Source organism: Streptomyces cavernae (assembly GCF_004023625.1).
GTDB lineage: Bacteria > Actinomycetota > Actinomycetes > Streptomycetales > Streptomycetaceae > Streptomyces > Streptomyces cavernae.
Genome location: NZ_RPDJ01000093.1, coordinates 1 through 11,623, shown reverse-complemented (window position 1 = coordinate 11,623; position 11,623 = coordinate 1). Strand labels below are relative to the sequence as shown.

Annotated in this window: 8 protein-coding genes and 6 pseudogenes; 4 read left to right on the top strand and 10 right to left on the bottom strand. The window is 70.0% G+C overall.

From position 1 onward, the window contains the following. Nucleotides 1-491: 491 nt before the first annotated feature. The 6 genes and pseudogenes from EF387_RS45875 to EF387_RS45845 all read right to left on the bottom strand — a co-directional run. On the bottom strand, nt 492-1,421 hold the full coding sequence (locus tag EF387_RS45875; protein ID WP_128382502.1) for a M23 family metallopeptidase: 930 nt from the start codon (nt 1,419-1,421) through the stop codon (nt 492-494). Between the two features lie 134 nt (nt 1,422-1,555). Continuing rightward, nucleotides 1,556-1,705 carry a hypothetical protein gene (locus tag EF387_RS47005; RefSeq protein WP_155589851.1) on the bottom strand — a complete coding sequence of 50 codons (150 nt, stop codon included), beginning with the start codon at nt 1,703-1,705 and terminating at the stop codon, nt 1,556-1,558. 505 nt (nt 1,706-2,210) lie between these two features. After that, nucleotides 2,211-2,585, bottom strand: coding sequence for a hypothetical protein (locus tag EF387_RS45870; protein ID WP_202918598.1), 375 nt, complete (start codon nt 2,583-2,585; stop codon nt 2,211-2,213). A gap of 892 nt (nt 2,586-3,477) precedes the next feature. After that, nucleotides 3,478-3,900 (bottom strand): annotated as a pseudogene (locus tag EF387_RS45860) (ISL3 family transposase); the annotation flags it as partial. Between the two features lie 193 nt (nt 3,901-4,093). Then, a complete protein-coding gene (locus EF387_RS45850) occupies nt 4,094-4,663 on the bottom strand; it encodes a TetR/AcrR family transcriptional regulator (protein WP_128382501.1) in 570 nt (189 codons plus the stop codon). Between the two features lie 192 nt (nt 4,664-4,855). Beyond that, nucleotides 4,856-5,026, bottom strand: a pseudogene (locus EF387_RS45845) (ABC transporter); the annotation flags it as partial. A gap of 199 nt (nt 5,027-5,225) precedes the next feature. Between EF387_RS45845 and EF387_RS45840 the strand changes: the two are divergent. After that, nucleotides 5,226-6,062 carry an alpha/beta fold hydrolase gene (locus EF387_RS45840; RefSeq protein ID WP_274389002.1) on the top strand — a complete coding sequence of 279 codons (837 nt, stop codon included), beginning with the start codon at nt 5,226-5,228 and terminating at the stop codon, nt 6,060-6,062. A 111-nt stretch (nt 6,063-6,173) separates the two neighbouring features. On the opposite strand, the pseudogene EF387_RS45835 reads toward EF387_RS45840, so the two are convergent. Further along, nucleotides 6,174-6,628, bottom strand: a pseudogene (locus tag EF387_RS45835) (SDR family NAD(P)-dependent oxidoreductase); the annotation flags it as partial. A 241-nt stretch (nt 6,629-6,869) separates the two neighbouring features. On the opposite strand from EF387_RS45835, the gene EF387_RS45830 reads away from it, so the two are divergent. Then, complete coding sequence (locus tag EF387_RS45830; protein ID WP_128382500.1) at nt 6,870-7,772, top strand: TIGR03619 family F420-dependent LLM class oxidoreductase; 903 nt, start codon at nt 6,870-6,872, stop codon at nt 7,770-7,772. Nucleotides 7,773-8,022: 250 nt separating this feature from the next. Here the strand turns inward: EF387_RS45830 and EF387_RS45825 are convergent. Together EF387_RS45825 and EF387_RS45820 are read right to left on the bottom strand one after the other, a co-directional pair. Continuing rightward, nucleotides 8,023-8,265 (bottom strand): annotated as a pseudogene (locus tag EF387_RS45825) (transposase); the annotation flags it as partial. Nucleotides 8,266-8,352: 87 nt separating this feature from the next. Further along, nucleotides 8,353-9,624, bottom strand: a complete 1,272-nt coding sequence (locus EF387_RS45820; protein ID WP_128382499.1) for a DUF418 domain-containing protein — start codon at nt 9,622-9,624, stop codon at nt 8,353-8,355. Nucleotides 9,625-9,748: 124 nt separating this feature from the next. Here EF387_RS45820 and EF387_RS49260 point away from each other — a divergent pair. Further along, nucleotides 9,749-9,960: pseudogene (locus tag EF387_RS49260) on the top strand (TerD family protein); the annotation flags it as partial. Nucleotides 9,961-10,210: 250 nt separating this feature from the next. After that, the gene (locus EF387_RS45810; protein WP_128382498.1) at nt 10,211-11,209 is read left to right on the top strand and encodes an NAD-dependent epimerase/dehydratase family protein; all 999 of its coding nucleotides are present in this window, start codon (nt 10,211-10,213) and stop codon (nt 11,207-11,209) included. 25 nt (nt 11,210-11,234) lie between these two features. Here the strand turns inward: EF387_RS45810 and EF387_RS45805 are convergent. Then, a pseudogene (locus tag EF387_RS45805) lies at nt 11,235-11,623 on the bottom strand (sensor histidine kinase); the annotation flags it as partial.

The window sequence follows — 11,623 nt, the reverse complement described above, 5'->3', positions numbered from 1 at the left end:
TCGGCGAAAGCGAGGTCGCCGCGGTGCTGCGGTGCTCGGTCGGCACGGTGAAGAGCCAGGCGGCACGAGGGCTGGCCAAACTGCGCTCGCACCCGGCGCTCGCCGCCCACAAAACGAAAACGGTGGACGCGGCCCGCGAGCCCGCGCAACATCCCGCAGACCGGCGAGAAGCCGGTACGACGAGGCAGAGCCCGCCCGACCCGACAGCGACGGCGACGGCGACGACTCGGGCGCGATGCCCGGTGGGCGCCCCGGACCCGACGCACGAGGGCACCACCGCGCCACCGGCCTCCGGCCCCGGCGACGCGAAAAGAACGGCTCTCCCAGGGGATGCCGGTCGCCGACGAAGCGGGAGCGCGCTCGGTGCGGTGGTGCAGGGTGCGTCTCACGGCGGAGAAGGGCCGGACCGCGGCCTGGCTGCCGGCGGTGCGGACGAAGGATCGTCCGGCACCCGCGGAGTGCCCGGCCCGGCCTCTCCAGGCCGACGTCGGTCAGCACAGCTTGATGTCGCGCCCGTCGTTGTCCTTGGCCTCGTTATTTCCCCAGCGTTGGAGGTAGTACGCGGAGACATACGCGCGGCCCGAGCCGCCCGGCGCTACTTCGTCGAGGTCGGTGAGCAGCCACCAGTGGTTGTAGGAGGTCCCCACGCGCACCTCGTGGCCCTTCTTCTTGCACAGGACGTAGTTGGTGCCCTTGAGCAGCTTGCCCTGGACCGCGCAGCGGGGGCTGGTGTCGCCGACGCAGTCGACCGCCGCGTAGCCGGGGGCGTCGGCGAACGTGTCCACCCAGAACCGCTCGGGGGCGGGGCCGCCGCCGCACGCGTTGGTGCTGGTGACGCGAGGGAACGTCCCGGAGGGGGAAAGCCGGTACTCGGTGCCCTGGATCACCGGATACACCATCTCGTCCGTCTCGCCGTCGTTGTCGCCGTTGGTGTCGTAGAGCTGCTCGTAGTGCAGGTGTGCCGAGGTCGTCCCGACGAGTCCGACCCTGCCGAGCGGCGCGCCCGAGGAGACCTGCTGGCCCAGACGCACGTCGATGCTCTCCATGTGCAGGTACACCGAGAACCAGCCGCCTCCGTGGTTGATCTCCAGGCCGCCGGGTTCGAAGCGCTCGGTGACCGTGCCGGCAGCCGAGGCGACGACCGAAGCGCCGAGGCTCTGCCCGCCGACGCGGTACATGTCGAGCTTCTTGTCGTCGGGGTTGTGTCCCTGGTACGTCTGCAACTGCCAGGTCTCGTTGCAGGCGAAGGGCAGCCGGAAGTCGGGCCGGGCGCCCGCGGTCGCCTGCGTCGGCGTGGGGGCCGCCTGGGCCGCCTGGGAAGTCGTCCACAACCCGAACACCGCGAGGACGGCCGCGACGGCGAGGACTAACGGCTTTGGCAGCGGCAACCCGAAGGCGCGTCTGCTGCGGGATGTGCGCATGGAATCCCTCCTTGCCCGCCCGGCTCGGTGCCGGGCGGTCGTATCGACTGGTGCGTGCACCGCTTCTGGCCGGGCCGACCCGGACGGTCCGGGGCGACAGCACTGCCGGGTGACGCCGCCGGTCGCGTCGCCCTCTAGGCCGATGCCGCTGACATGGCCGACCCGCCCGCGTTCAGCAGCAGCCGGCCGCGCTTGTCGCTGGTGTATCCCCCGGCCGTGATCTTCTGGCCGGTCGTCCAACACTTCGCCGGGCAGAACTCGTTGGCGCGGACCGTGCTGTCCATACGGCACCCGGCCGACGGGCAGGAGCGTTACGTTCCCGTCCGCCCAGGCCGTCCCGGACGGTGCCGTCGGCGACGCCGATACCCGCGGGGTCGGCGGCCCTGCGGATGGAACTCGTCCCCCGTCGCCGTTGTCGCCGTTGTGGCGCGCCTGCGTTCGGGTGTCAGGGAAGCGAGAGAGCGGTCCTGCGTGCTCACCGCAATGACGGTCCTCCCGCCGCCGTCCCCCGGCCCGTCGGCGTCGACTCGGTATCCGTTCGGCGCGCCCAGGCGACGTCGTGAAGACCGAGGGCCGGTCCGGCGCCCCGTCGCGGTCCCCGGGCAGGGCGTCGACCGTGTGGTCGACGCCCTGCTCCTTCCTGCACGCGGCGACCAGCCGTTGCCGGCACCGGCGAGCAGGCCCTTGTCCACCCCAGCGGTTCCGTGAGTCCCGCAGCCGGTTCCGACACCGGGCAACACCACCGGAGCCGCCGCCCCTGTCACCGCACGGCAGGACTGCGGGCGACCTCTACGGGCAGGACGGCGACGCCTCCGGCAGCGGATCCGTCTCGCTGTAGATGTCCGTGTCCTTCATCCAGCCCCACGCCCCGTTGTCGGCCTGGGTCCAGACCCAACGGTTGGGGTGCGGGCCTCCCACCTCTGCTCCGAAGTCGTAGCGGCACTTGAACCAGCTGGGGTTGCTGTACATGCGGCCCACGACGTCCGTCACGTACGGAGTCCGGTAGACGGGCGCCCCGGAGACGTTGTTGCACCACCAGTTGCCGCCGCTGTACCAGCAGGGGTTCGCCGCCACCGCCGAGGGGGCGGTGACGACCCCGGTGCCCGCGGCCAGCGCGGTGGTGGCCAGCAGGACGCCTGCCTTCTTCCCGATGCGGATACGCATGAGCGATGGTCCCCCGGTCAGCAGTTACGGATGGAGTGGACGGGCGTCCAGTCTGCGGCGTAGACGTTGTTGTCGGCGGGGAAGGTCCTGATCACGTCGCCGCCCGAGCCGTAGATGGTCGCCACGGCGCCGCCGGTCTGACTGTTCTTGGCCTCGCCCCAGTCGTTCCAGTTCGACAGGTAATACCGGGTGCAGTTGTAGAAGTGGAAGACGCGGAACCGGTTCGCCGTCGGGTCCCAGACGGAGGCGCAGAAGTTCCCCGAGCTGCAGCTGACACCGGCGCCGGGCGGCAGCAGCTCCGTACCGCGGGGGCCGGAGAGGACGTCGGGGCAGCGGCCGACGGCGCCGCCTGGGCAGGGCCGGCAGCGAAGACGGAGGCCAGCGCCAAGGTCACGGAGCCGAGCACTCCGGGCACAGAACGCTTGGTGGACATGGTTCGTGATCCCCCTGTGGACGGTCCGGTGCGAGCAGGTCGGGACAGCGGCTGCGCCGCTCCCGCGTGCCCATGGTCGCGGCCGGCTCCCGCCCCGCACCACAGCTTTCGGAGATAGTCGAAAACCGCTGGTCATCCCGCGTTCCATGTCCGCGGCCGGGCGCTCGTCCGGGATCGGCGCCGACTCGATGCCGGCGGAAGCGCGGCTGGACCATCCCGGCGCGCGATGCCGACGAGGCATCGGCGATGCTGTGGGCATGGGGTACGTGTCCAGAGTGCCGCAACCGCCGCTGGACGGGCTGATCGACGATCTTTACTACCTGGAGGGTGCGCCGCCGTACGCCCGGCTGACGCTGCCGCCGGGGCCGTCGGCGTTGCTCGTCGTCAACGTCGGGGCGCCGTTCCGCATCCGCGCCTGGGGAAGAGCGGCTCTTCACCAATGCAGGTGCAGTCGGGGTCGTGGAGTTGGGGTAGGTCGACGGCGCGGGCTTGGACGATCCAGTGCGTGAGCGCGTCGGCATCTCCGGTGTGGGGCGTCAGGAGTTGAGCGAAGTCCCGGATCAGGGTCGCCAGTTGGGTCATCTCGGGGCAGGCAGCGGTGAGCTTGGCCAGGAGCTCGTGGTACTCGGCCTTGAGGTTGTCGGGCCTGGTCAGCAGCATCCGGGCGAACCTGCGCGGGGAGATGTGGCTGCGGTCGGCGTCCGCGCGGCCCTGGTTGATGTACTTGTGCAGGAGGTTCAGGCAGCCGGTGAAGCCGAGGGCCTTGATTTCTTCGAAGCGGTGCTTGACGGGAACGGCGGGGTCCTCGGCCCGGCGTTTGCGAAGGTGCTCGCGGTAGGGGTCGACGAGGCTGGCACGGTATTTGGGGACGCGGAGCATCCGGGCGACGGCCTGATCGGTGAACTCGTCCGGGCCGACTGGATGAGGATCTGGGACACCGTCCACCTGACACTGGGCGCCCATGCCGACGAGACCGCAGGCTTCTTCGCTTGCGGCATGCTCGGCAACACACTTACGGCCATCGGGCTTCCCTCGAGTGCCCGGAAGTGAGGGACTTCTCCGGACTGGCGATGCGTCAGCGCACGCCTGCCGTATCGAGCAGGGTGGTCACCGTGGGCGCGACGAGCCCCGTCAGCTTGTCGACCCCGATCCCCGCACGGGCGCTGGCGCCGTCGAAAACCAGGCTGAGCTGCCGGGCCAGCAGGTCAGGATCACCTGCGTCACCTTTCTCGGCCTCGGAACGGAAGAAGGCCGTCAGGTTCGCCTTGATCTGCTGGGCCACCCGGCTCGCAGGATGGCTCTGATCCTTGAGCTCGATCTGTACGGCCAGATACCGGCAGCCCCGGAACTCAGGTGCACCCGCCTGTGATTCCACCTGCTCGAAGACGTGCAGGATCCGCTCACGGGGTGAACGACCGTCGTCCGCCGCGGGGAGGAGGGTCACCACGTAGGCAGCGGCGCGCTCCTTCAGGCTTGCTGCCAGCAGTTCATCCTTGCTCTCGAACAGCTGGTACATGGAGCGCTTCGACACTCCCGCCGCCTTGCACAACGCCTCGACGCCGATGCTGACGCCGTCTCGGTAGGTGAGTGTGGCCGCTGCCTCCAGCAGCCGCTCCCTGGGGCTTGGTTTCACTTCGGTGGTCATACGGCGAGATTAACCCGGAACGAGCGAAAAGAAAACCGATCGGTTTCCAGCGGGCGGCCAGGCAAGAGGCTCGGCGACGGCCCGGGGGAAGACCGTCGCCGAGCCATGATGGTGCGCGCACCCGCAGGGCGACACACACCTGGGCCACTCCGCACAGCGGCCCCGTCCCGGGTGATGCGGGGGCGCCTTCCGCTACGCCTCGACACCGGTCTTCTCGGGCTGCGTCTCGACCGGGATGCGGTGCAGCCCCTTGCGGTCGTACCAGCCCGTCACGCCGAAGCCGAACAGCGCGGCCGCGACGAGGGCGTTGGCCATCATGACCCAGCCCCGGGTCAGACCCGCGTCGCCCTGGGCGTCGTAGTAATCGGTTTCCGCGCGCAAGTCCTAGCTGCGGACCGACCCCGCAGCCGGCCCCGACGTCCTTGGCCACCGCGCCCACCACCGCAACTCCCCGCCACCGCATCACGGGCTCAGATCCATCGCCGCCTGGCGGTGAGCGCGCTTTGCCGATGCGCCTGCTGCTCGCGGCGATCGGGACAAGCGGTGCGCTGACCATCCAACTGTGCGGCGTCGATGCGGTGTTCGCCGTCCTGACGGATCTGCTGGTGGTGCACATCCCGCTGGAAACGGCCGGCACGAAACTGCCGGGCAGGGTGTCCTGGCGGGCTCCGGGCCCGCTTCTACGACCGGTTCAGCACCAAGGAGACCGACGCGTCGGCCGAAACCGACGGGCGGACGCCTGTCGCCGCGGACTGAACCCTGCGAGCGGGGCGCCGACGACGTGGGGGCACCCCGCCACCGCCGACTGCTCCGCTCCCCCATCCTCAACGAACTCGACCTCGAGGACGTGACGCTGGTCGGGGAGTCCATGGGGGCGGTGCTCGCCCTGACCACCGCGGCCGATCTCCCGGAACGGGTAAGACGCGTCGTCGCGGTGAACACCTACGACTTCCGCGGCGGAATCGCCCGGTCGAGCCTTCTCGCCCGGGTCGTGGTCACCGGTGTCCTCGCCCCGGGGGTGGGTCCGGTGATCGCCGGGGTGGAGCCCAGGCCCGCCCTCAGCAAGATCCTTCAAGGCGGCCTCGGCGACAAGAGCGCACTGCGGGAGGACTACGTCGACGAGCTCCTCCAGGTGGGCGGCCGCCCCGGCTACCCGACCGTCGCCCGCGCCGTGTACCAGGCCCTGCCCAGCCTCATCGCGGCCCGCTCGCGCTACCCCGAGGTCAAGGCGCCCGTCCACCTCGTCTACGGCGAGAAGGACTGGTCCCGGCCCTCGGACCGGCAGGCCAACAAGCGGCTGCTGCCCGCCGCCGACTTCACGCAGGTGCCGAAGGCCGGCCACTTCATCGCCCTGGAACGGCCCGACGTACTGGCCGACTTGTTGAACACGGCGGCGTGACTGTCCCGGGAACACCGTGACCACCCCCGTTCGGGTGTGGTGCGTGACGGGGACCATGGGCGCGTGGTGACGACCATGGCGCGCGACCCCCACCCTCGCTCCGCCCTCGCCCTACTGCGACAGCTGGGGGTACAGCCCTGCCAGGTCCCCGGCGAGGCCTGCCTTGACCTGTCGCGAGATGTCGTCGGCGAGCACCTCGTAGGCGGCTGTCTCGACGACGTCGAGGGCGAGTGCGGCGACGTCCCGGGGGTCGGACTTGGGCGCTCGACGCCGGCCGCCAGATCGGTGTCCACGTATCCCACGTGCAGTCCGGTGACGGCGATGCCGCGCGGCTGCAGTTCCAGGCGCAGGGAGTTGGTCTGCGACCACAGGGCGGCCTTGGATGCGCTGCAGGAGCCGCCGAGGGCCAGCCAGGACAGCACGGAGTGCACGTTGCGGATGTGGCCGCCGCCGTTGCGCTCGATGACCGGAACGAAGGCCCTGGTGACCAGCAGTGGGCCGTAGAAGTTGGTCTCGAACTCCCGGCGCACGTCATCGACCGTCGACTCGAGGAAGGACGCGCCCACCGGACGGCATCGCTCGCCCAGCCTGGCCGCGCGACACGCCGAAAGTGATACCGAAGTAGTTGCGCGATCAACTTATGTACCCTCAATGTGCACGGCGGCCGTGGACGACCACACGCGACCGCCGTTTCGCTGCCAGGGAAACCGGAGTGAGGCGGTCGCCCGAGGGGGACTGCCGGTGGTTGCCACGACTGGTCAGCGACCGTTCAGTGACTGTTCAATGACGATGGAGCAAGGACCAGCGATGAAGATCGGTTTTGCGTTACCGCAGTTCCACAAGCAGGTTTTAGGCATAGCCCGGACCGCAGAGTTCGCCCGTGAGGTGGAGAACGCGGGAGCCGCGAGTCTGTGGGTGAGCGACCGCAATTTGGCCGCCGTCAACCCGAAGATCGGATACGGAGGGCTGGGCAACACCATCCCCGCCGAACTCAACGCGGCCGCAGACCCGTTCGTGCTTCTGGGCATCGCGGCGAGCGCCACCGAGCGTGTGCTGCTCGGCACGCATGTGCTCATCGCCCCGCTGTATCCGCCGGTGCAGCTGGCCAGAGCGCTCACCAGCATCGACCTCATCAGTGAGGGACGTCTGCTGCCCGGTTTCGGCATCGGCTGGTCGCCGGAGGAGTACGAGGCCGCGGGTACGGACTTCACCCGGCGCGGCGCGAGGATGAACGAACTGCTCGACGCTCTCGACGCCATCTGGACCACCGACCCGGCCCAGTACAGCGGTGAGTCGATTTCGGTGCCCCTGCACCACGCTCCCCTCAAGCCCGTCCGGCGCCCCCGCCCGCCGTTCTACCTCGGCGCTCTGTCCGAGCGCGCTCTGCGGCGCGTCGCCGAGCGCGGTGACGGCTGGCTGCCGCTCGTCGTGGTGCCCAGCTACGTGGACATCGACGGACTGGTGAACCAGCGGGCGCTCATCGACCGGCTGGCCCAGGACGCCGACCGGGACCCGTCCCAGATCGATGCGGTCCTCCGGGTCAATATCGACGCGGGCACCACGACGCAGCAAGTCGCCGACGTCATCAAGGAGGTCCACGAGCGCACCGGGATCGACCACTTCATGGTCGACTCGCTGTACGCCGTCCACAGTGTCGACGGATCCATCGCCCACGCCGCAGAGCTGATCGACCTGGTCGAGAAGGGCTGACAGCGGTACCGGTCCGATGGTGGTACGAGGCTCGGTCTGGAGGCCGCCCGCCGCCTGGTGGAGAGGATGAGCCGTCCGAGACGAACCCGACGAGGAGGGGCGTCCGGACGACTCGGCCCGTGGCGTCCGGACGCAGGCCAGAGGCCGCATGACAGCAATGTGCCTGTCCGGGCAGTGCCGACCGCTCCAACGGGCGAGGTCGCTGCCGTTCCGGTCCGGAACGGCAGCGACCTGCGCAATCGAGGGAACGCTCTTCCCGGTTCGCCGACCCCTTCGCCTTCCGCGACAGCTCACGCTGCGCGCGGGCCAGTCGGGCCCGGTCACGCCGCTCGTACCGGGAGTTGGCGACCTTTTCCCCGGTGGACAGGGTCACCAGGGAGGTGATCCCGGCATCCAGGCCGACAGCCGCGTTCTTGTCGGGGGCCGCACTGATGGCGTCCTCGCACAGCAGGGACACGAACCAGCGCCCGGCGCTGTCCCGGGACACGGTCACAACCCAACATGCTCCCTGGGACAGTGCGTGGTGGCCGTCGCCGGAAAATGTTCGTGTGACGCCTTGTCACAGTCACTTCAGTCCACGTCAGGGCCGGTACACCAGCCGACGCAGGACTGTCTCGGCCGGGCCGCGTCGCCCGGCGCGCTCCAGGGCGTACGCCCCGGCCACCGTGACCAGCCAGACGCCGACCGCGAAGACCGCCATGGTGACGCTGGTCAGGTGCTCGCCGAGGCCGAGGCCCCAGGCCGCCAACAGCGGGGAGAAGATCAGCGAGTGCGCGAGGTAGCAGGACAGCGATCGCTTACCGACCGCGGACACCGCAACGATGGCCGTTGCGCCCCACCGGCCCTGTCGGCTGGGCCGTTGGGTCCACCAGTGCGCGAACAGCGCGACGGCGGCGACATAGCCGATCCCGGCGGCGTTCCCGGTGAAATCCCGCAGGATGGTGAGCGCCCCCTCCTCGCTCTGTGCGTCGTCCGGCACCTCGAGCGCCCCGACGTGGGCGAGCGCGGCGGGCAGCCCGCCGAGCCAGCCGACCGCAACGCCGGTGACCGCGATGCGGCGCAACAGCCGCAGATGGCGCCCAGGCTCCTCCAGGACGCGACGGCGTGCCGCCCAGAAGCCGAGCAGGAAAACCAGGTAGCCGCCGCCGATGAGCGCGAGCGGGGCACCGGCGAAGGTGACGAACAGACCGGTCGTCAGCCGGGTACCGAGCGCCACGAGCCCGTTCTCCTCGCCCGACGCGTACGCCTCGAAGCCCGCCTCCGCTCCCGAGTCCCCCAGGGATCCCAACTCGCCCCGGAGCAAGGCTGTTACTACTGGCTGTGCCGCGAAGAACACCAGCTGTGCGGCCGCGATCCCGATCCACCACTTCAGTGCACGCTCACTGCGCCTGACGAAGAGCCAGCCAAGGACGAGGCTCAGCAGCCCGTAGTAGCCGACGATGTCGCCGGCCATCAGCAGGGTGGCGTGCGACAACCCGATGACGATCAGCCACAGACTACGCCTGCGCAGGATCCCCACCGCAGCGCGCTCCGAGGTCCCGGCCTCAATCTGGCGCAGGTAGAGCTGCATCATCCCGTAGCCGAAGAGGAACGCGAAGAGCGGATAGACCCGTAGATCCAAGACGGTGATCATAGTGAACTGGACCGCGCGGTCGGCCCACGTACCGTCGACCGGCTGCCACCCCGAAGGGCCGTGCCGAGCCGCCCAAAGGTGGAAGGCGGTGTTGGACAGGACGATGAGCAAGAGCATCATCCCGCGTGCGAGATCGGGCGCCAGCGCCCGCTCCTCACCCTGAACGGCCCCGCGCCGCAGCGGCGCCTTCTTGGCGTTCTTGGTACCGGTTGTCGTCACACAGCCACGCTAGGAAGGCACCCGGTGCCAGGAAATCCGTCTTCGGTCTCACCACGGCCGACCAAAGTATGCCGCCCGTGCGTCTGGGCTCGACTGAAAAGTCCGCAGCTTGATCCGGAAGCGGCGAAGATTCGACGACATATCGAACGCCGGAGTGCTGGTGGTCGACGGGTACAAGGAGCTTGTGCAAGACGACTTCGCCCAGGTCTCCGAATCCACCGCGGCGACGGTCGCGGAGTTCACCCGGAGCGCTTCCGGAGCCTGGGCGTTTCACGAGATGGTCCGATCCGAGGGTTCGACAGTGACCTCGTGATCTTCACCGCGGAGATGGGCAGCGTCACCGTCCTGACTGGGCAACAGCGAGCGATGTACGGCCGACCGCCCTTGCCCCCGAAGTCGTCCTCGCCCGTCCCCGACGACACTCGTCCCTCCGTGATCGTCTGCCCGGTCGACTACTTTCGAGAACCTGCGCCTGACCGACAAACTGGGCGCCCTGCACGGTCCCTTCCGACGCGTTGTCTTACGGAGGTGTGACGCGGTGGCGCGGCCCCGTGCCGAGGCGGGTTCGCCGCCCTAGCGTGGGGGCATGCGTGTACTGGTCACCGGCGGTGCCGGGTTCATCGGATCCCACGTGGTGGAGGCGCTGACGGCGCGCGGGCATGAGCCCCTCGTGTTCGACGTGCGTGAGGACGCGGGCGCGGATGTGCGGGACCGGGAGGCGGTTGCCCGTGCCCTGTCCGGTGTGGACGCCGTGTGCCATCAGGCCGCGATGGTCGGACTCGGCTCCGGTGTCGCCGACGCCGCGGAGTACGTCTCCCGCAACGACCTCGGCACCGCAGTACTGCTCACCGTCATGGCCGAGAAGGGCGTACGGCGGCTGGTGCTGGCGGGATCGATGGTGGTTTACGGGGAGGGGCGGTACATCTGTGAGCGGCACGGGGTGGTGCGGCCCGGGCCCCGGGCCGTCCCCGATCTGGCCGCTGGGCGCTTCGAGCCTCGCTGTCCGGTGTGCGGGGACGCGCTGTCGCCGGGGCTGGTCACAGAGGACGCCCCGGCCGATCCGCGCAACGTGTACGCCACCACCAAGCTCGCCCAGGAGCATCTGGCTGCCGCGTGGGCACGGTCGACTGGTGGGGCGGCGGTGTCGTTGCGCTACCACAACGTGTACGGGCCCCGGATGCCCCGGGACACCCCGTACGCCGGGGTCGCCTCGTTCTTCCGTTCGGCGCTCGCCCGGGGTGAGGCCCCGCGGGTCTTCGAGGACGGCCGTCAGCGACGGGACTTCGTGCACGTACGGGATGTGGCGGCGGCCAACGTCGCGGCGCTGGAGGCTGACGCGGCGGCGGGCACGGTCACCGTGTACAACACCGGCAGCGGCGAACCGCACACCGTCGGGGAGATGGCGCGGGCGCTGGCCTCCGCATGCGGCGGGCCCGAGCCCGTCGTGACCGGGGAGTACCGGCTGGGGGACGTACGGCACATCACAGCCGACTCCTCCCGGCTGCGGGCGGAGCTGGGGTGGAAGCCGGAGGTCGGCTTCGAGGAGGGCATGCGGGAGTTCGCGCGGGCCGGAATGCGCTCGTAGGCCCAGAACGGTGGTGCTGCCCGCTTCAGGAAGCGGCCGCGGGCAGCACCACCTCGAAGTGGCAGCCGCCGGGGATGTCTACGGACCGTGGCACGGCCCTGGTGTGCCTCCACGATGCCGCGGACGATGGCCAGGCTCAGTCCGGCCCCGGCGGGGGCGGACTGAGCCTGGCCATGTCCGGCCCCGGCGGGCGGAGTACGGGCGTGGGTGCCGCGCCAGCCGGTGTCGAAGACGCGCGGCAGAACCTCCTCGGGGATGCCGCCGCAGCCGTCCGTCACGGACAGCAGCACGCCGTCGGGCAGGCGTTCCGCGGCCACCATGACGGTGCCGTCCGTGGGCGTTCGCCGGATCGCGTTGACCAGGAGGTTGCCCAGCACGCGGCTCATCTCCCTGCCGTCCACCTCCACCGGAACC